This window comes from Zunongwangia pacifica, assembly GCF_023499215.1.
Classification (GTDB): domain Bacteria; phylum Bacteroidota; class Bacteroidia; order Flavobacteriales; family Flavobacteriaceae; genus Zunongwangia; species Zunongwangia pacifica.
Window position 1 is genome coordinate 59,080 of sequence record NZ_JAKHSK010000006.1, and the last position, 21,569, is coordinate 80,648.

At 37.2% G+C, this 21,569-nt stretch carries 13 protein-coding genes; 6 read left to right on the forward strand and 7 right to left on the reverse strand.

All coding sequences use genetic code 11. The annotated features are described in order from the left end of the window. Positions 1-392 precede the first annotated feature (392 nt). From L1967_RS05740 to L1967_RS05760, 5 genes are all read right to left on the reverse strand, one after another. Positions 393-2,504: a glycoside hydrolase family 97 protein gene (locus L1967_RS05740; protein WP_249600772.1), complete on the reverse strand. Its 2,112-nt coding sequence runs from the start codon at positions 2,502-2,504 to the stop codon at positions 393-395. A gap of 37 nt (positions 2,505-2,541) precedes the next feature. Further along, positions 2,542-4,842 carry a glycoside hydrolase family 65 protein gene (locus L1967_RS05745; protein WP_249600773.1) on the reverse strand — a complete coding sequence of 767 codons (2,301 nt, stop codon included), beginning with the start codon at positions 4,840-4,842 and terminating at the stop codon, positions 2,542-2,544. A gap of 12 nt (positions 4,843-4,854) precedes the next feature. Further along, a complete protein-coding gene (gene pgmB / locus L1967_RS05750; RefSeq protein WP_249600774.1) occupies positions 4,855-5,511 on the reverse strand; it encodes a beta-phosphoglucomutase in 657 nt (218 codons plus the stop codon). Between the two features lie 24 nt (positions 5,512-5,535). Next, positions 5,536-6,903 carry an MFS transporter gene (locus tag L1967_RS05755; RefSeq protein WP_249600775.1) on the reverse strand — a complete coding sequence of 456 codons (1,368 nt, stop codon included), beginning with the start codon at positions 6,901-6,903 and terminating at the stop codon, positions 5,536-5,538. A gap of 141 nt (positions 6,904-7,044) precedes the next feature. After that, positions 7,045-8,064: a LacI family DNA-binding transcriptional regulator gene (locus L1967_RS05760; protein WP_249600776.1), complete on the reverse strand. Its 1,020-nt coding sequence runs from the start codon at positions 8,062-8,064 to the stop codon at positions 7,045-7,047. A 239-nt stretch (positions 8,065-8,303) separates the two neighbouring features. On the opposite strand from L1967_RS05760, the gene L1967_RS05765 reads away from it, so the two are divergent. From L1967_RS05765 to L1967_RS05790, 6 genes are all read left to right on the forward strand, one after another. Continuing rightward, the gene (locus tag L1967_RS05765) at positions 8,304-11,231 is read left to right on the forward strand and encodes a SusC/RagA family TonB-linked outer membrane protein (protein WP_249600777.1); all 2,928 of its coding nucleotides are present in this window, start codon (positions 8,304-8,306) and stop codon (positions 11,229-11,231) included. Positions 11,232-11,237: 6 nt separating this feature from the next. After that, the gene (locus L1967_RS05770; protein ID WP_249600778.1) at positions 11,238-12,863 is read left to right on the forward strand and encodes a RagB/SusD family nutrient uptake outer membrane protein; all 1,626 of its coding nucleotides are present in this window, start codon (positions 11,238-11,240) and stop codon (positions 12,861-12,863) included. Between the two features lie 16 nt (positions 12,864-12,879). Next, positions 12,880-14,028 (forward strand): SusE domain-containing protein, encoded by a 1,149-nt coding sequence (locus tag L1967_RS05775; protein ID WP_249600779.1) that lies wholly within the window; start codon positions 12,880-12,882, stop codon positions 14,026-14,028. 50 nt (positions 14,029-14,078) lie between these two features. Beyond that, complete coding sequence (locus L1967_RS05780; protein ID WP_249600780.1) at positions 14,079-15,521, forward strand: alpha-amylase; 1,443 nt, start codon at positions 14,079-14,081, stop codon at positions 15,519-15,521. A 379-nt stretch (positions 15,522-15,900) separates the two neighbouring features. Further along, a complete protein-coding gene (locus tag L1967_RS05785; RefSeq protein WP_249600781.1) occupies positions 15,901-18,453 on the forward strand; it encodes an adenosylcobalamin-dependent ribonucleoside-diphosphate reductase in 2,553 nt (850 codons plus the stop codon). 368 nt (positions 18,454-18,821) lie between these two features. Next, positions 18,822-19,715, forward strand: coding sequence for a sterol desaturase family protein (locus L1967_RS05790; RefSeq protein WP_249600782.1), 894 nt, complete (start codon positions 18,822-18,824; stop codon positions 19,713-19,715). A 35-nt stretch (positions 19,716-19,750) separates the two neighbouring features. On the opposite strand, the gene L1967_RS05795 is transcribed toward L1967_RS05790, so the two are convergent. Both L1967_RS05795 and L1967_RS05800 read right to left on the reverse strand, forming a co-directional pair. After that, complete coding sequence (locus tag L1967_RS05795) at positions 19,751-20,638, reverse strand: hydroxypyruvate isomerase family protein (protein ID WP_249600783.1); 888 nt, start codon at positions 20,636-20,638, stop codon at positions 19,751-19,753. A gap of 102 nt (positions 20,639-20,740) precedes the next feature. Then, positions 20,741-21,445, reverse strand: coding sequence for an NUDIX hydrolase (locus tag L1967_RS05800; RefSeq protein WP_249600784.1), 705 nt, complete (start codon positions 21,443-21,445; stop codon positions 20,741-20,743). Positions 21,446-21,569: the final 124 nt, after the last annotated feature.

Consider the following 21,569-nt stretch of genomic DNA (forward strand, 5'->3'; position numbering starts at 1 on the left):
TAACAGCATACCGGAGGCTGAGTGAAATCTTTGCAAAAGATTTTTTATCGAAGCTTCCATTTTGGTTGCATTTCGATACTAACTTTCTTCGAAAATTCACTCAATGCTCCAAAACGCATACATTAATCGAATTCCGGTTTCAATATTAATTTTTCAAATTGACACATCTTCACTTTTTTAAATTAATCGATCTCATTTCTATTTTTTGAATCCTATTCAATATTAACACTCTAAGTAAAATTCTTTCGTAAAAAGATTTCTCCGCTCCACTTCGTTTCGGTCGAAATGACAGCGTATTTCGAATGTAATTCAAAGTTTAAGATTTGAGATTCAATATTAATTTTCAAATTTTCGCATTAACACATTTTCAAATTAACTGATCTAACTTCTAGTTACTTCTTTTCAAAAATACTTATCGCATAACCACCGCCAGGAGCAGAAGTCACTTTTAAAGTCGATTTACTGGTTACGGTTTTCTTAGTGATCTTGTAGGCCTGTGGATTGGTTTTGTAATCGGCACCTTTAGCATCTGCATAAATTGTAGCCTCATAATTTTTGCCTTCGTTCAAGAAATCAAGCTTAATTTTAGAGGTTCTAGGCGTCGTTCCGTTTACATTTCCTACAAACCAGTTTTCAGTTCCTTTTGCTTTACGGGCAATAGTGATATATTCTCCTGGCTCTGCTTCTAAATACAAACTTTTATCCCAATCTACCGCTACATCTTTTATAAACTGAAATGCATCGGGGAAACGCATATAGTTTTCAGGAAGATCGGCTGCCATTTGCAATGGGCTATACATGGTCACATAAAGTGCAAGCTGATTGGCCAAAGTTGCATTTACATGAGAATTGTTATCTGGATTTAATTTGCTAACATCCATTTCAAAAATTCCGGGCGTATAATCCATCGGCCCACCAATTAAACGTGTAAACGGTAAAATAGTAACATGGTTAGGGTTAGAACCTCCAAAAGCCTGATATTCGGTTCCCCTGGCCGATTCATTTCCTATTAAATTTGGCCAGGTTCTACGTAAACCGGTTGGTCTAACCGCCTCATGTGCATTCACCATAATATGATAATCGGCAGCTTTTTTAACGGCATACAGATAGTGATTAACCATCCATTGGCCGTAATGAAATTCTCCACGGGGAATAATATCGCCTACATAACCGCTTTTAACCGAATTATAACCATATTTTTTCATAAACTGATAAGCAGTATCTAAATGTCGCTCGTAGTTTCTTACGGAACTTGAAGTTTCATGATGCATCATCATTTCTACCCCTTTAGATTTCGCATATTGCTGAATTTCTGCTACGTCAAAATCAGGATAAGGCGTCACAAAGTCAAAAACATAATCTTTAGATTTGCCAAACCAATCTTCCCAACCTTCATTCCATCCTTCTACTAAAACGGCATCAAAGCCATTTTCAGCCGCAAAATCGATATATTCTTTTACGTGCTGAGTATTGGCACCATGCTTACCGTTTGGCTTTGCATTTTCAAAATCGGTTTCTCCTAATTTTACCGATGGAAATTCATCAGTATAGGCCCATGTGCTTTTTCCGGTGATCATTTCCCACCAAACCCCAACATATTTTATAGGCTTTATCCAAGACGTATCCTCAATTTCATTCGGTTCGTTAAGGTTTAGGGTGATATTAGAAGCCAGGATATCCCTGGCATCGTCACTTACCATAATGGTTCGCCACGGCGAAACTGCAGGCGCCTGAATATAGCCTTTATTGCCTATTGCATCTGGAGTTAGCCACGATTCAAAAATCAACTTTTTATCATCTAGATTTAAACTCATTAATGAATAGTCTTTTAGTGCGGCTTCATGTAGATTAATATATATTCCATCAGCCGTTTTCATCATCAATGCCGTTTGTACGCCAGTTTTAGAAAACTGATTTTGAGAAGCGTTAGAAGTAACGGCATCATCAAAATGATCACGTATTTCGGTTAATTTCGATGTAGTGTAATCGTATTCCTGAGTATCATAATCTCCCGGAATCCAATACGCCGTATGATCTCCGGTCATTGCAAACTGAGTGTGTTCCTCTTTGATCACGAAGTACACTAAGTTTTTTTGCTTCGGAAATTCATATCGAAACCCTAAACCGTCATCAAACATGCGAAAACGAATGATCATTTTTCGATCTGTTGACGGCTGATCTAAGGCAATCGCCAACTCATTGTAATGATTTCTAATTTCAGCTTGTTCGCCCCAAACCGGTTTCCAGGTTTCGTCGAAATTCGATGTTTTTGTGGCTGAAATTTCAAAACCATCCATTAAAGATGTTGAATCATCTTTAAGCGCTAAACCAAGCGTACTGGTTTTTATCACTTCTTCTCCTTTGTAAAATAATTGATACGCGGGAGTCCCATTCTCTTTTAAACTGAATTTCATCTTTAGATTACCATCGGGAGATTTTAACTCCTGAGCCTGCAATCCTAAAACCGAAAAACAAATTGTAATTACTGCAATAATCTTTTTCATATATAAAAATTTATGGTTTGCCATTCTCCTGGTTGATTTAGCTTTTTAAAGTGTTTTGCACCTCAATGGCTTCTCCGTTTAATAAAACGGTCATTGGGTCGTTACCATCTACAGAAAATGTAGTCTCATTTTTACCAATATTGATCTTTAGAATCTGATTTCTGAAATTAACTTTAAAACTGAAACCATTCCATTGCTCTGGTAATTGCGGCGTAAACGATAACTTACCATCGACCACTCGCATCCCACCAAAACCTTCTACGATACTCATCCAGGTTCCCGCCATACTGGTAATGTGGCAACCTTCTTTAACTTCTTGATTGTAATCATCTAAATCTAATCGCGAAGTTCTTAAATAAAAGGTATACGCCTGCTCCATTCTGCCTAATTTTGCTGCCTGAATGCTATGTACACAAGGCGACAATGAAGATTCATGAACGGTAATGGGTTCGTAAAAATCAAAATGCTTTTCTAAGTTCTCTTCTGAAAAATGATCTTCAAAAAGATAGAATCCCTGAAGCACATCGGCCTGTTTGATGTAGCAGCTTCTTAAGATTCGGTCCCAACTCCAATTTTGATTAATTGGGCGCTGCTTTTTGCTAAGCGTACTTACCGGTTCGATCGCTTTATCTAAGAAACCATCCTGCTGAAGATACACCCCAAATTTTTCAGAATATGGGAAATACATATTTTCAGCTACTTCTTTCCACTTGGTGATTTCTTCAGCTTCTAAACTGGTTTTGGTCATAATTCGAGAATAATCTTCAGCATATTCTACCTTAATTTTCTCGATATTTTCGATACAATATTCGATACACCATTTGGCTAAATAATTAGTGTACCAGTTGTTGTTGACGTTATTTTCATACTCGTTTGGCCCGGTAACTCCAAGGATCACATATTTATTCCAGTTTTTACTGAAGTTAGCCCGCTGTTGCCAAAACCTTGCAATGGCGATCATTACTTCCAGTCCCATTTCAGGCACATAACTATAATCGCCAGTAAAACGAACATAGTTGTAAATTGCAAAAACCATCGCACCGTTACGGTGAATTTCTTCAAAAGTAATTTCCCATTCGTTATGACTTTCTTCTCCGTTCATAGTAACCATTGGGTAAAGCGCCGCACCATTAGTAAAGCCTAATTTTTGTGCATTTTCTTTCGCTTTTTCCAAATGATTGTAACGATAGGTCAATAAGTTTCTGGCTACCTGTTGATCTTTGGTCGCCATATAAAACGGAATACAATACGCCTCGGTATCCCAATACGTACTACCACCGTATTTCTCGCCTGTAAATCCTTTTGGACCAATATTTAAGCGCTCGTCTTTTCCTAAATAGGTTTGATTTAGCTGAAAAATATTGAAACGAATTCCCTGTTGTGCTTTGACATCACCATCGATTGTGATATCTGCCATTTCCCAGATTTTCGCCCAGGCTTCTTTTTGCTCCTGAAGTAATTGTGCAAAACCAGAAGTTGTAGCTTTTTGCAGTACATTTTTTGCGGCTGCAATTAACGAATCTTGATTATGATTCATATCTGTGACATACCCGGCATATTTTTGAAGCGCAATTTTCTCTCCTTTACCCACTTTTACTGCATACGCAATACTTACCTGATCTTCTGCTTTTTCTACTTCACCTTCAACCTGAAGTTTTTCACCATTTAAAGTGACTTCAGATTGCATATAAGTTCCAACGTGATATTCGGTTTTTAGGGTTTTAGAGACTACAAAAGCCTGATCGTTTTCAGCCCTAACTTCTAAAGTCTGCCAAAAACGCTCTTCCCAGTTGGCATCTCGGTTAGTGATCCCGCCATCCAGATAGGGCATGAATTTCACAACCGCATCGGCATTCAGCACCTCAACTTCATAATTTATAGCGCCTAATTCATCATCTACAATAGAAAGGAAACGAGTTGCGGTAACTTTTACTTCAAGATCGTTTGGCATCACCGCAACAAAGCTTCTTTGATGATAACCTTCTTTCATATTTAGTTCACGCACAAAGTCCTTTACCTCTTTACAGGTATTTAGATCTAAGGTTTCTTCGTTTATAGCAACATTAATCCCTATCCAATTAGGCGCATTTAAAACTTTAGCGAAATATTCGGGATAACCGTTTTTCCACCAACCTACTTTTGTTTTATCGGGGTAAAAAACACCAGCGATATAACTTCCCTGAAAGGTATCGCCAGTGTATTTTTCTTCAAAATTGGCACGTTGCCCCATGGCACCGTTACCAATACTGAATAAACTTTCAGAAGATTCTACGCGCGTGGCATCGAAACCTTCTTCTATAATAGACCATGCATCTGGTTTAATATAATCCTGATTCATTGTTGATGTTATTTATTTTTGGAGTAGATTTTTTAAAAATTCGATCGAGATCTCTGTAAAATCGCTGAATATATAATCAGCTTCATAAAGTGTTTTTTCTTCACCAATACCTATACTTGTCATTTCACCTTTGTTCGCTGCCCAAATTCCGGCCACAGAATCTTCAAATACGATACAATCTTCTGGAGCGACATTCAGTTTTTCAGCAGCAATAAGAAAAACTTCGGGGTCTGGTTTGGCCTTGCTTACATCTGTACCATCTACAATGGCGGTAAATCCATCCTTCAGGTCGATTTTCTCTAAAATATGGCGTGCATTTTTACTGGCCGATCCCAGTGCGTAGGGGATATTATTTTCATTTAAATAATCCAGCACTTTTTGAACGCCCGGAAGCACCTCGCCCTTATCCATCCTATCTACATAAGACAGGTAATTCTCATTTTTAAGTTGCATCTGGCGATTAAAAGCTTCCTCAGTAAGTTGTTTATTTCCCCAGTTTAGGATTTTGTTGAGTGAATCGACCCTGCTTACTCCTTTTAATTCTTCATTCTGCGCTACGGTGAAATCGAAACCTAAATCATTGGCCAGTTTTTTCCAGGCCAGAAAATGAAATTTTGCAGTATCGACGATTACACCATCAAGATCGAATATGATAGCTTTTTGACTCATTTTAGTAGTATGTTTCTTAAATTCTTAGTTAGTCTTAGTTGGGGCAACCTCTTCATCTACGTCGTGTATTCTTAGGGTAAGCACGGCTGCAATGATAAAAGCTACACCGCTCATCATTAGTGCATAAATAGGATCGCCACCGTAAAAATATTTTACCATTGGGCCACCAATAAGTGCATTCACAATCTGCGGAATGACAATAAAGAAGTTAAAAATCCCCATGTACACTCCCATTTTTCGGGGCGGAATTGCTCCAGCTAAAATAGCGTAAGGCATGGCAAGGATGCTGGCCCAGGCAATACCAATACCAACCATACTTAAAATCACCCAGTTTTCATTGGGCATAATGTAAATGGAAAGCAAACCGGCACCCCCAATAATCAAAGCGATAATGTGTGTTTTTTTTCGGCCTACTTTTTTGGCGATTACCGGTAAGAAAAATGCGAAAACGGCAGAAACGGCGTTATAAACCCCAAATAAAATACCTACCCAATCCCCGGCATTCTGATAGGCAGCACTGCTGGAATCTGAAAGTGGCAATCCGTAAATATGATGTGCAATAGCCGGAGTCGCAAATACCCACATGCCAAATAATCCAAACCAAGAGAAAAACTGTACCCAGCTAAGCTGACGCATTGTTTGGGGCATTTTTACAAAATCGGTAAAAATATCGGTTATTTTAGATTTCTCTTCGTCGGGAATTACATCGCCGGGTTTATCTTCCTGAGCATGAAATCGCTCTAATTCTTCAGGACTATACTCTTTGGTAGTAAATACAGTAATCAAAATACTTACTATTAAAACTACAGCACCAAGAATAAAAGATAAAAGAAGATTTAAAGGAACCTCTCCTTCCGCAGCTCTATTGGTCAAACCAAACCAGTTAGTCAAAACATAGGGCAACCACGAGCCTACCACAGCACCAATCCCAATTAAAACGGTTTGAATACTAAACCCTAAGGTTCGCTGATCACTGGGAAGATTATCGGCCACTAATGCTCTAAAAGGTTCCATCGCCACGTTAAAGGAGGCATCCATGATCATTAGCATCCCGGCGCCAACCCATAAAGACGGCATTATGGCCGTAAATAAATCGGCATTCGGCATTAAAATTAAACCGATAGCGGCTAAAATTCCACCGGTTAGAAAAAATGGCCGACGTCTACCCAACTTTGTCCAGGTACGATCGCTATAATACCCAATGATAGGTTGAACGATCAAACCTGTAACAGGAGCGACGATCCAAAACCACGAGAGATGCTCGACCTCTGCACCAAAAACCTGAAGGATACGGCTGGCATTTGCATTTTGTAATGCGAATCCCATTTGAATTCCAAGAAATCCGAACGTCATCGTCCAGATTTCCCAGAAACTTAATCTGCGTTTCTGCATATCGTAATATTAAAAGGTTACGATAAGCACTAAGACTTATCAAAACTTATTTTAGATAGGAAGTAAAAATATAAGTTCTGATAAATTAACTAATTTGGCGATAAATATAGCTAATAATTTAAAAATTACGGCATTAAATAATTATTTTGTTGATTCTCTCTCTATTAAACCAGTATCTACGATGATGGTTTTATAGCTTTCTTCCTCTTCTGGAGAATTTTCTAATTTCTCTATCAATAATCTTGCGGCTTCCTCGCCCATACGGCTACCATGCTGGCTAATCGTTGTTAGACTAGGAATAAAACGCTTGGATAATTCGCCATCGGTAAAGCCTATGACCTGCACATCTTGCGGCACTTTTTGTCCTTTTTCCTGAACGGCACGCACGGCTGCTGCGGCAAAATGCTCATTAACCGTAAAAAGCGCATCAAAATCTACTTGTTTTACAAATGCTGAAATTTCCTGCTCTACCCGATCCATATTCTCGATTTTGAGAATATTTTTTGGATTCACGCTAAAGCCATTTTCCTGAAGAGCTTCAGTATACCCTAAGGTTCTTAACTTCCCTACGCTTATATAATCTACGGTAGAGATAATCCCTATATTTTTTGCCCCTTTATCGATTAAGCACTGTACTGCTTTTTTAGCGCCTTTTACATCATCAATGATCACTTTATCTGATGGAACTTCTTCTACAGAGCGATCAAAAAGCACGAGTGGCATTCCCTGATTAACCACTTCGGTTAAATGGTGATAATCGCCTTTTTGCATAGTTTCTTTAGCTACCGACAAAATGAAACCATCGATGCTACCGTTAGCCAGCATCTCCATATTCAGCACCTCTTTATCAAAACTATTATCTGAAAGACATACAATGACGCTATAGCCTTTTTCATTAGCAATATGCTCTATTCCACTAATAACTGTTGTAAAAAAATGGTGTACAATTTCAGGAATAACAACCCCAATGGTTTTTGTCTTTCGGTTTTTAAGACTCAGTGCAATATTATTGGGTTTATAATTATATAATTTGGCAAAAGCCTGTACTTTTTGCCGCGTATCTTCCCCAATTTCTGGGCTATCGCGTAGCGATTTTGAAACTGTGGAAATCGATACGTCCAGCTCTTTTGCTATTTGTTTTAAAGTCAGTTTTGGCCTCATAAAATTCAGTCTTCACTATTACCTGTGCTCTTTTCTTCAAAAATACTACAAAAACACGTTTTGAATTAGAGTTTTGACATTTTAAAGCCCTAAAAAACGAAAAGTTGTCAACACTACATCGTTGTAGTGAAGGTTCGTTGAGATATTCTCAAAAAAAGAACTTAAAATTTATATAATTTTAACCTCAGGAAGTAAAAATATAAAGTTTATAATCTAAGTAAAATTCAATAGGGAAATTTATGAGAACATTTATTAAAAGCACATTGTTTTTGCTATTTATGCTACCGATGAGCTTTTTTGCCCAGAATTCTGTTTCGGGAACCGTGACAGAAGCCGCAACCGGAATGCCGGTGCCGGGAGCAAACGTGATTGTAAAAGGAACCAGCAATGGAACCATTACAGATTTTGATGGCTTATACACTATCGAAAACCTTGTAGTTGGAGATACTATTGCTTATTCATTTTTAGGATTCGCTACAAAAGAGATCCCTTTCACAGGACAAGAGACCATTAATGTGCAATTAGAGGAAGACCAGGCCACGCTAGATGAAGTGGTAGTGGTAGGATATGGTACCATTCGTAAAAAAGATGCGACTGGTGCAGTAAACCAAATTTCTACTGAAGATTTTAATCAGGGTCAGGTCAATACTGCAGGGCAGTTAATTACTGGTAAAATCGCAGGGGTAACCGTAACCTCAGATGGTGGAGCACCAGGTGAAGGACAAAATATCAATATTCGTGGTATTGGATCTATTTCTTTAAATAGTTCACCGCTATACGTAGTGGATGGTATTCCATTAGACAACAGTATTGTTGGTGGATCCAGAAACCCACTCGACTTTATAAATCCGAATGATATCGAAAGCATGACGGTTTTAAAAGATGCTTCTTCTACAGCAATTTATGGCTCTAGAGCTGCTAACGGGGTGATCCTAATTACTACCAAAAAAGGTAAAGGACAGGAATTTAAATTCAATTATTCTGGTAATACCACGGTATCCAGACCTACCAAATATGTGGATGTGATGAATGCTGACCAATTTAGAACTTTAGTAAATGAGGTTGGAAATGATGCCGCAATTGCCAGACTTGGTAATGCCAATACAAACTGGCAAAAAGAAATTTATTCTGAAGCGATTGGTTTTGACCACAATTTAAGTACGACAGGAAACATTGGCGGCTTTATGCCAACCCGTGCTTCTATTGGATATACAGATCAAGATGGTATTTTATCTGGAGATAACTTTTCCAGAACTACAGGTTCTATAAACTTACGCCCCAGCTTTATGGATGGACATTTAAAAGTAGAGCTCAATGCCCGAGGAATGTATACTGAAAATACATTTGCGAACCGTGATGCTATTGGTACCTCTGTAGGTTACGATCCCACCCAAGCTATCTACGACGCAAATTCACCTTTTGGCAATTATAATTCATGGTTGGTATATAGTGAAGAAGCTGACAGATATGTATTGAATAACCTGGCTCCTGTTAACCCAATTGCCCTGATTAATGAAAAAGATGATTCTGCTGAAGTACGTCGTTTTATTGGAAATGCTAAAGTAGACTACAAATTACATTTCTTCCCGGATATTACAGCTACTGTTAATATTGGTTTAGATAAAACAAATAGTAACGGAAGAACTTTTGTTTCTAAAGACATGCCATCCGCTCAATTAGATTGGAATGGATCTTACAATTCGTATAGTAATATAAGTACTAACAAACTATTTGATGCTTATTTAACTTATGATAAAGATTTTGGCGACCATTCTTTAACTGCTGTAGTTGGATATTCTTATCAAAGCTTTGAAAGAAATAAAGACTCTTACAACAGTTTAAGAGTACAAGACGGAGTGAATCCTGTGGTTATAGATAACGAAAAAAGCGTTTTGCTATCTTATTTTGGTAGAGCGAATTATAACTATGCAGATCGTTTTTTAATTACGGCAACTTTAAGAGCAGATGCATCCTCTAAATTAAACCCTAATGATCGATGGGGATATTTTCCATCAACAGCTGTTGCCTGGAATATTCATAATGAAGAGTTCTTTAAGTCTAACACCATTGATCAGCTTAAACTTAGGGTAGGTTACGGTGAAATTGCCAATGTTAATGGATTAAAGGATTACCTTTACTTAACCAGATATAACGCCTCTCAACAAAACGCGTACTATCAGTTTGGCCCTTCTTACTACCAAACTTACCGACCAGAAGCTATAAACAAAGATTTACGTTGGGAAGTAGGAAAGACTTTTAATGCAGGTATCGATTATTCTTTTTTTGATAGCAGAATTTCTGGGTCTGTTAATGCTTACTTGAAGAAAACCGAAGATCTGATTAGCTATGTTACTGTTGATCCTTTTACCAACTTCTCTAATAAGATTGATAAAAACATAGGTGACATGGAGAATAAGGGAATTGAATTTGAAGTGAATGTAGTTCCTGTAAGAACCGATGATTTTAAATGGAGTATTGGATACAACATTGCTTATAATGATAATGAAATTACCAATTTACCCGATCAGGTTGAGGTTGGTGGCATAAACGGAGGTACCGGTAATAATATTCAATTACATAAAGAAGGTTATTCTCCTTTTAGCTACTGGGTTTATAAACAGGTTTATGATGAAGCAGGAAGACCAATTGAAGGGGCTTATGTAGATCGTAATGGTGATAACCAGATAAACGATGACGATAAATACCTTTACAAAGATCCTTTTGCAGATATTACTATGGGACTTAATACCAATCTTAGTTTTAAAAATTGGGATTTAGCGATAGTGTCCAGAGCAAGTTTAGGAAATTATGCCTATAACAACATGGCTTCGGCAAAATCTTACGAGATAAGAGCTACCGAAAATAGCATTTTAACCAATCTTCATAGAGATTACTATAATACAGGTTTCCAGAGTTTAACAGAAACTAACCTGCAAAGTGATTACTATATACAGGATGCCTCTTTCTTTAAACTAGATAATATTACCCTAGGTTATACCTTCGACCAGATCTTTAAAGAATCTACACTGCGACTTTATGGTACTGCACAAAATGTACTTATTGTTACAGATTACGACGGCCTTGATCCAGAAATTAATGGAGGTATCGATAACAATTTTTACCCAAGACCAAGAATGTATACCATTGGTGTAAATCTTAATTTCTAAACAATTATGAAAATGAATTATATAAAGAAATTAGCACTCATCATACCAACACTTATCCTAGTGTCGTGTCATGATGACTTAGATCAGGATCCTAAAATAGACCCGGATAGTTTTACAGAAAACGATGTATTCGCTAATGCTGATGAAGCAAGGGGCGCCTTAGCTAAACTTTATGCCAGCTTAGCCTTAACAGGACAAGAAGGACCAGCAGGACAACCTGATATTTCTGGTATAGACGAGGGTACTTCTCAGTATTCCCGAATGTTATTTAGTCTAAACGAGCTTACTACAGATAATGCTGTTGTAGGTTGGGGTGACCCGGGACTTCCTAATTTGCATGCCATGAACTGGGGAGCAAGCAACGATTTTACTACCGCAATGTACTATCGTCTTGCACAGGAAGTGTCTTTTTGTAACTCCTTTATAGCCAATGCATCCTCTTTAGACGACCCTGCAATCGAATCTTTTATTGCTGAAGCAAGATTCTTACGAGCATTTGCATATTACAACCTAATTGATCTTTATGGAAATGTTCCTTTGGTAACACTAATTTCAACAGAACTGCCCTCTCAAAACTCTAGAGAAGAAATCTTCAGTTTTATCGAATCGGAATTAACCGAAATTCAAAATTCTTTAATGGAAAGCGGCGCTAATGACTATGGTCGCGTAGACCGTGTTGCTGCCTGGGCATTGCTTTCTAAACTATACTTAAATGCTGAAGTTTGGATTGGGCAGGATCGCTATACCGAGGCTATTACGTATGCCAAGCAGGTGATAAATTCCAGCTATACCATCAATACTACCGATGCTAACGGAAACGGTTCTGCTTATGACGAACTTTTCCTTGCCGATAACAATAGTAATGGCGCTCAAAATGAATTCATTTTCGCCTTAAATTTTGATGGTAACCAGTCGAGAACTTATGGTGGCACTACATTTCTTGTGCATGCTGCTATAGGAGGAGATATGGATGCTGCTAATTTTGGAGTAAATGGTGGATGGTCTGGTTTAAGAACAACAAAAGCTTTGGTAAATAAATTCGATTATGCGGTTACTGCTTCAAATGAAGATGGTGATCCAACCGAATGGGCAGACCAAAGAGCTATGTTCTTTACAGAAGGGCAAAATCTTGAGATCAATACAATCGCAAATACATTTACCGATGGTTATGCGGTAACAAAATTCAAAAATATTGATTCTGAAGGAAATGCCGGTAGTGATGCCGGTGGTGATTTTGTAGATACCGATCTTCCTTTAATCAGAATGGCAGAAATATACCTTACCTATGCCGAAGCGGTGACTCGCGGTGGCTCTGGTGGAAACATTCAGGAAGCTGTCGGTTATATTAATGAACTTAGGGAAAGAGCTTTTGGAAATGCTGATGGTAATATTTCATCCAGCGATCTAACTACAGATTTTGTTTTAGATGAAAGAGCACGTGAATTATATTGGGAAGGTCAGCGAAGAACAGATCTTATTCGATATAACGATTTTACAACAGGTAGTTATCTATGGCCATTTAAAGGCGGTTCAAAATCAGGGACATCTGTAAGTGATTACAGAACTTTATTTCCACTACCAAGTAATATCATCTTAATCAATCCCAATTTAACGCAAAATACAGGCTATTAATAAATATAAAGACACAATGAAAAAGTTAACACTATTATTCATCGCGTTTATCGCAATATTAAGCTTTACAGCTTGTACCGAAGATGATGATTTCACTTTTACAGCAAAACCAGATCCAGATGGTATTGCGTTTATGAATACAACAGCCGAGACCTATAATTTATCAGCTGCCAATTCAAATAACCTTGCAGAAAGATTTGTTTGGAACCAAGTAGATTTTGGCGTACAAACTCCGGTGAATTATGAATTGCAGGGAGCTGTTGAAGAAGCTTTTAGCAGCTATTCGGTTTTAGGTGATGTAACAGAAACTAACCTTGCCGTTACTGTAAGTAATATGCTAGAATTAGCAAAAGAAGCTGGTTTGGATAACGATCCTGAAACTGAAGCTCCAAATACAGGCAACATCTATTTTAGGGTTAGAGCCTATATTGGTTCAGATGCCGGTAATGTGTTAGAACAAACTTCAGATATTTTAACGGTTTCAGTGACACTTCCAGAAGAATCTGATGGTGGTATCGAACTTAAAAGAGAGCTTTATTTAGTAGGCGATGCTACCGCAGCGGGATGGAGCAATAACAATAACAACACACCAATCTTTAGAGATGGCGAGAATGATGATATTTATTATTTTGAAGGTCGATTTGCAGGTGGTGATGGTGTTGAAGGATTTAAACTTTTAGAAAGCTTAGGAAACTGGCAGCCACAATGGGGTATTAACGAAGGTACTGCTACTAGTAGTGATATTTTAGGTGGTGATCCACAGGCGTTCCCAGTTGCCGACGATGCTTACTACAGCTTTACCATCAATGTTGCTGATGGTACGTATGCTTTTGAAAGTATCGATACCAGTGATGCCGCGACTTACACAAGTATTGGTATTATCGGAAACGCAACACCTGGTGGATGGGATGCCGATACTGATATGACGCAATCCACCTTTAACCCTCATATCTGGTACGCAACAGGTTTTGTATTAGTAGATGGAGAATTTAAATTTAGAGCAAACGATGCCTGGGATAATAACTGGGGGAAAGCTTCAGATGCACTTAGCGGTGAAGCGGCTCTTGGAAGTACAGATAATATGACCGCTATTCCTGGAACTTACAATATTTGGTTTAATGATCTAGATGGACGTTATATCTTAATTCCACAAATTTCAGAATAAATAATCTAATTGAAAGGGCTGCATTGGCAGCCCTTTTTAAACTTTATTTTATGAAAAAAACATTAAAAAATATTCCATTAGTCTATTTGCTAATATTGGTTATTTTCTTCAGTTGTTCTTCAGATGACGATGCAACTGTAGATCCAGATGATGACGGAGGCATAACGCAACCAGAACCTGTTGAAGCTTTAAACCTTGCTGAATATGACAATGGAAGCCGCGTAATGATGCAGGCTTTCTACTGGGATGTAGAACCAAGATTTGAATGGTGGAATACAATTTCAGATAAATTAGGCACCTGGTCAGATGCCGGGGTGAACCGTATCTGGATCCCACCTGCAAGTAAAGGGCAATCTGGAGGCTTCTCTATGGGCTACGACCCTTCAGATTATTATGACTTTGGAGAATACGATCAGCATGGTACTATTCCTACTCGATTTGGAACCCGTGAAGATTTAGAAAACCTAATTTCCAAAGCACATGAAAACGATATCGAAGTGATCGCTGATATCGTATTAAATCATAATTCTGGTGGTGGTTTAGAATACAATCCCTATCGAAAAAGAGAAACTTATACTTTGTTTGATGAAACTCACGGTAATGCCTCTGGAATATTTAATAGAAATTACGAGGATTTTTATCCAAACAGCGTAAACGATTACGATCCGCCAAGTTTATTTTACCAGGAAACTAACTTAGATCATCATAGAGAACACGTACAAAACTGGTTGTGGAAAGACGAAAATTCTGTTGCCAAATATTATAAGAACGTAATGGGCTTTGATGGCTGGCGTTTTGATTATGTATTAGGATTTGAAGATTTTGTAATTAAAGACTGGTTAGAAGCCGTTGGTGGTTTTTCGGTAAGTGAACTTTGGGATGGCAACCCCAACGTACTAAGAAATCATATTGAAGCTACCGGAAGCGGTGTCTTCGACTTTGCTGCTTTCTATGTTATGGAACAGGCTTTTGACAGAAATCATGATCTTACAGGTCTTACTAACGATCAGGTTTGGCAAACAAACCCTGAAAAGGCCGTAACTTTTACCGCAAATCATGATACCGAAAAAGATGGGAACGAGGATAATATCATCGCACCTGAAAATAAGCTGAAAGCCTATGCCTTTATCATGACACATCCTGGTTATCCAAACGTATTTTATCTGGACTACGAAAATCCGGAATTTCAGGATCAATTAAATAAATTAATACGCATTCATAATAGTTTAGCCACCGGTTCTTTAGAGGTGATCTATGCAGATAATGATGAATACATCATGCAAAGAAGCGGAAATGCAGAAAATCCGGGGCTTGTTCTTTATATCAATACTTCAGGGAACACAAAAAGAAGGACCATTACCACTAGTTGGGACACCAGAGTTTTAATAGATTATTCTGAAAATTCAAATTACAGTCCAATGGTAGAAGAAAACGGTGAAGTAACTATTGAAGCACCTGCAAATTCTTATGCAATTTGGTCGATTACCAAATAACATTTTTTACCAAATTATATAAAACGGGATGAATACACTTTCATCCCGTTTTTTGTTTTTTTTATGATACTAAAATTAAATTTTTAAAAAGTAAACTCTATTTTTAAAGTTCTGTTCAGATTATCAAAATCTGACTTCAAATTTTATTTTCCCTCTTATCTATTAAAAGTCAGCATCTAAACTTCTGCAAACATTTTAACGAGAAAGTTATCGGATTTTGTGAACTTTAAAATGTTGATAAATTTTCAATTAATTGAAAACTAATTTATTAACAGCTTTTTATTGATAACTTTTGAATTATCAATTAAATACGCTTGTAAATAATTATTTACATTTACCCTACCAAATTTTACTTTTCTAATTTAAATAGACGTGATTTATGCCTGTACAAACAACTCCTAAAGCTCCTAAAATTTATACTCAGGATGAAGCTTTTAAAGCTTCTTTAGCGTATTTTAAAGGTGACGATCTTGCTGCCCGCGTTTGGGTCAACAAATATGCCTTAAAGGATTCAGATGGTAACATCTACGAGCAAACCCCTAACGATATGCATCGTAGAATTGCAAAAGAGATTGCTCGTGTAGAACAGCGATATCCAAACCCAATGACCGAAGATGAGGTTTTTGATCTTATTAAGGATTTTAAATATATCGTACCGCAGGGAAGCCCAATGGCGGGAATAGGAAATCCTTATCAAATTGCTTCGCTTTCCAACTGTTTTGTTATTGGCAATAGCGGAGATTCTGATTCTTATGGAGGAGTGATGAAAATCGATCAGGAACAGGTACAATTAATGAAACGTCGTGGGGGTGTTGGTCACGATCTATCCCATATAAGACCAAAAGGGTCACCGGTAAAAAACTCGGCATTAACCTCAACAGGAATAGTTCCTTTTATGGAGCGTTATTCTAACTCTACCAGAGAGGTTGCGCAAGATGGCCGTCGCGGAGCTTTAATGCTTTCGGTATCGATTAATCACCCAGATTCAGAAGATTTTATCGATGCAAAAATGGAGCAGGGTAAAGTGACTGGAGCGAATGTTTCAGTACGAATAGACGATGATTTTATGAGAGCTGTAAAAAATAAAACAGCTTATACACAAAAATATCCGGTTTTTAGTGATGCTCCTAAATTCAGTAAAGAAATAGAAGCCGAAAAGCTTTGGAAAAAAATTGTGCATAACGCCTGGAAATCGGCTGAACCGGGTATTCTTTTTTGGGATACCGTAATTAACGAATCGGTACCAGATTGTTATGCCGATCTTGGCTATAAAACAGTATCTACCAACCCATGTGGCGAAATTCCACTTTGTCCTTATGATTCCTGCCGACTATTAGCGATCAACTTGTTCTCCTATGTTGAAGATCCTTTCACTAAAAAGGCTAAATTCAACTATGAACTTTTTAAAAAACACATAAGCGCTGCACAGCGAATTATGGACGATATTATCGATCTGGAATTAGAAAAAATCGATGCTATTTTACAAAAAATCGATGCTGATCCTGAAAGCGAAGAAGTGAAAGCCGTAGAAAAAAATCTTTGGTTAAATATTAAAAAGAAAGCCCAGGAAGGTAGAAGAACCGGTATTGGAATCACTGCCGAAGGAGATATGCTAGCCGGGCTTGGTATAAAATATGGAAGCGAAGAAGGCGTAGATTTTTCAACTGAAATACATAAAAATATTGCCCTTGCTGCTTATCGCGCTTCAGTAGAAACCGCAAAAGAAAGAGGAGCTTTTACTATTTTCGATTCAGATCGAGAAAAAGAGAATCCTTTTATCCTTCGTCTTAAAGAAGCCGATGAGAAATTGTACTACGATATGTTAGAACACGGTCGTAGAAATATCGCACTTTTAACCATTGCGCCTACCGGAACTACAAGTTTAATGACGCAAACAACATCGGGGATCGAGCCTGTTTTCTTACCGGTTTACAAACGTAGAAGAAAAGTAAATCCTAACGATAAGGATGTTCGTATAGATTTTGTAGATGAAGTTGGCGATAGCTGGGAAGAATACGTGGTTTTCCACCACCGTTTTAAAGAATGGATGAAAGTGAATGGCCATGATACTGATAAAAATTATTCGAATACCGAGTTGGATGAATTGGTAAAAGCGTCTCCTTATTATCAGGCTACCAGTAACGATGTAGATTGGTTAAGTAAGGTAAGAATGCAGGGAGCTGTCCAAAAATGGGTAGATCACTCGATTAGTGTGACTATTAATTTACCAAATGATGTTAGCGAGGAGCTTGTTGGTAAGCTATATCTTGAAGCATGGCAAGCGGGCTGTAAAGGGGTTACCGTTTACCGTGATGGATCACGATCTGGCGTTTTAATCTCTAACGACGAGAAAAAAGAAGAAGATAAAGAAGAAAGCGGAATCTTCCCTACAAAACGTCCACAGGTTTTAGAGGCCGATGTGGTGCGTTTTCAAAACAATAAAGATAAGTGGATCGCTTTTATCGGATTAATCGATGGTCGACCTTATGAGATTTTTACAGGATTTTCAGATGATGAAGACGGAATCCTTATCCCTCGTTGGGTAAATGAAGGCTTGATTATTAAAAACCGAAATGAAGATGGAACGTCCCGCTACGATTTTCAGTATAAAAACAAAAGAGGGTATAAAACCACTATTGAAGGATTGTCGCATAAATTTAATCCTGAATTCTGGAATTACGCGAAACTAATTTCAAGTACGCTAAGACATGGTATGCCAATAGACAATGTGGTAAACCTGGTAAACAGTCTTCAGTTAGATTCAGAGTCGATTAACACCTGGAAAAATGGTGTTGCAAGAGCTTTAAAACGCTTTATTGAAGATGGTACAGTAGCCAAAAAGGAGAAATGTACCAACTGTAATTCTTCTAATCTTATTTATCAGGAAGGATGTTTAACCTGTAAAGATTGCGGATCTTCTAAATGTGGATAACCAATAAGGATTAAGACTATATAATTTTAAGTGTTAAAAAAAGGCTGCCAATTGGTGGTCTTTTTTAATTTTACCAGATTCCTAGTCTGAAATAATAAAAATAACCATTATTACAAATACCGGATCATCAAAAAAACGTTCTAAAACTTCTAGAAGATCAAGATTATTAATTTGCTTAGATGATTTTATAAGGGAGCCATGCACCTACTCTGTAAATTTAGTAACAGGAATATTTTAGTATTTCAGGTTACTTAACGGCAGACTACATTTTATACAAAACCGTTTTCTGTTAAAGTTTAAAATCTTATGATTTTAGATTTGTTTGTGGGAATCAAAAATTTTATCCTATTAAAAAGGAAAAGAACCCCATGAAAAAGGAAATCACATTAGAAAAAGTAATTTCCAGCGCCCCAGATTTAATTTTATATGCCGCCCCGATCATGATCGGATTAGCACTTTTAGAATTTTATTTTAGCTGGAAAACTAAAAGAGACCTTTACGAGAAGAAAGATTTCTTAACATCACTTACTATTGGATTAGTGTATATTTTACAAAGTTTAGTCACCAAATCGATTATGTTTGGATTGGTGCTATGGGTGTATAATTCGGTTTCCTGGAGTATTCCGGTAAACTGGTTCACTTCAATTTTATGCTTTGTAGTACTCGATTTTTGCAGATATTGGGCACATCGATATGGCCACGAAGTCAATTTTTTGTGGGCAACCCATGTAACCCATCATAATTCAGAAAAATATAACCTGTCTACCTCGTTCAGATTATCATGGACGCAGCAAATAAAGGTGATCTTTTTTATCCCGATTAGCTTTTTAGGATTTCATCCAGTCGTATTTTTTATTTGTCATCAAATTGCCGTTTTATACCAGTTTTGGATCCATACAGAATTGATTGATAGAATGCCAAAATGGTTTAGTTTATTTTTTGTAACTCCATCGCATCACCGTGTACACCACGGAAGAAACGAAAATTACTTGGATAAAAATTATGGCTCAACTTTTATCATCTGGGATCGTATGTTTGGTACTTTTGAACCTGAAAAAGAAAAATCGATTTACGGAATTATAGATCAGCCTAAACATTTTAATCCGGTAAAACATGTTTTTCATGTTTGGGTAGACATTTTTAAAAATATGCGACGAGCCGGAAGCGTGAAAAAAGCCTTATGGATTTTTGTGGCACCGCCTAGCTCACTAGAAAAAAATCCAGAAAAAAACACGATTAAAAATAAAGAATCCCGTCTATAAAACGAGATTCTTTGTTGGCATTATATTTTTTTCGACTAAACATCGCAAATATCAATTCCTTCTTTTAAAGCGGCCAGTTTATCATCGTAAGTTGGGATAAACTCTTGAGCAAGATAACCGTCAAAACCGGTTTCTATGATCGCTTTTACAATTGCGGGATAAAATAATTCCTGGGAGTCATTAATCTCGTTACGTCCGGGAACACCGCCAGTATGATAATGATTAATATATTTATGGTGTTTTTTAATGGTCGCAATTACATCTCCTTCCATAATTTGCATGTGATACACATCGTAAAGGAGTTTAAAGTTTGGCATTTTGGTACGTTTTGCCAATTCTACACCCCATTCGGTATGATCACACATATAATCATGATGGTTTACTTTACTGTTTAAAAGCTCCATAACCAGATTCACATTACGTTCCTGCGCATATTCCAACAATGGTTTTAACCCAGTTACACAGTTTTTAAATCCGGTTTCATCGTCCATTCCGCGGCGATTACCAGAAAAAACAATCACATTTTTAATTCCGCGTTTCGATGCTTTCTCAATTAATGGCTTATAGGATTCCTGTAAATGTTTATGGTTTTTAATATCGTTAAAACCATTTTCGATATTTGCAAACGTATCGGTCGCCATCGAACATTCTAAACCGTATTTCTCTACCGTATCCCATTCTTCAGGTGTTAAAAGATCGATGCCTTTTAATCCAATTTCCGCAGCATTTTTGGCAAATTCTTCTAAAGGAATACTTTGGTAGCACCAGCGGCATGCCGAATGTTTAATATTATTCTTTAAACGTTTCATATTTAGGTTGGTTGGTTTTGCTTCAGTCTCCAATGCAATCATTGGGCTCAAACCTAAAACACCGGCACCCACGGCCATTGCCTTAATTGCAGATCTTCGATTTGTTTTACTCATCCTTTTCAGAAATTATTAATAAGCGTAAAATATACATTTTAAATTAAAAACCGACTTTAAATCTTATATTTTTAATGATCTATTAAATGTAATGGTTTAAAATTAAGCAATTTCAAAGTTGTAACCCGATTTTACCAGCTTTTGATAATTATCATAATCAAATTTGTAGAGAAAAGCTCCTCTTCTAGAGGTGGTTTTATCTTTCTCATTCAGCTTAATTAACAATCCCAGCGTCATTAGTTTTTTCCTAAAATTTCGATCGTCCAGCTTCTTTTGATAAATCGCTTCGTACAATGATTGCAGTTGTGGGATCGTAAATTTTTCTGGTAATAATTCAAATCCTATAGGCTGATATCTGGCTTTACGCTTTAATCTTGCCATGGCATCTTCTACCATCTGACCGTGATCTAACACCAATTCTGGTAATTCATTCAATTCAAACCAATGAGCGCCATGTTCTTCGGTAAGTTCTTTATCGTAATCGTCGATTCTAATCAACGCAAATTGCGCGATAGAAACACAACGGTAACCAGGATCACGATCGGCCATTCCGTAGGCTTTTAACTGTTCCATAAAAACATTGTCTAAACCTGTAATTTCTGTAAGCACACGTTTAGCGGCCTCGCTTACATCCTCTTCCATACGTACAAAACTGCCTATTAAAGACCAGGTTCCTAAAAATGGTTCGACCCTTCGTTTAAAAACAAGCAATTTTAACTTTCCTGCATCAAAACCAAAAATAATACAGTCGGTTGCTACATACATTTTATCTTTTTGAACGTAAAGATCTTTTAAAGCTGGCGTCATAAGTGTATTTTATACAGTTTGCTGTTAAATATAGGGAAATACTTAAAAAATATTCACCTAAAAAGATGAATGTAAATTTTACGTTTATTATATTTGATCTATAAATTTACTAAAAATTAGCACA